Annotated in this window: 1 pseudogene; it reads right to left on the bottom strand. The window is 63.8% G+C overall.

Annotated features, from left to right (window positions below):
* Window positions 1-309: pseudogene (locus tag IB248_RS31145) on the bottom strand (electron transfer flavoprotein-ubiquinone oxidoreductase); the annotation flags it as partial.

Genomic DNA, 309 nt, shown 5'->3' with positions numbered 1-309 from the left:
CGATCTCGACCACCTCGTCATTGGCGCGACCGGCTGCAATCGCCGCGGCAATCCGGTCCGCTGCCATCATGCCCGACAGCACCGCGTTGTGGCTGCCCTTGATGCGCGGCACGTTGACGAAGCCCGCGGAACAGCCGATCAGGGCGCCGCCAGGGAAGCTGAGCTTCGGTACAGACTGATAACCGCCCTCGGTGATCGCACGCGCACCATAGGACAGCCGTTTGCCGCCCTCGAAGGTCGTGCGGATCGCCGGATGCGTCTTGAAGCGCTGGAACTCCTCGAAGGGATACAGGTAAGGGTTCTTGTAGT

Origin of the sequence: Rhizobium sp. RHZ01 (assembly GCF_014851595.1) — a bacterium.
In the GTDB taxonomy this organism is placed as follows: domain Bacteria; phylum Pseudomonadota; class Alphaproteobacteria; order Rhizobiales; family Rhizobiaceae; genus Rhizobium; species Rhizobium altiplani.
This window is presented reverse-complemented; position numbering and strand designations above follow the sequence as displayed.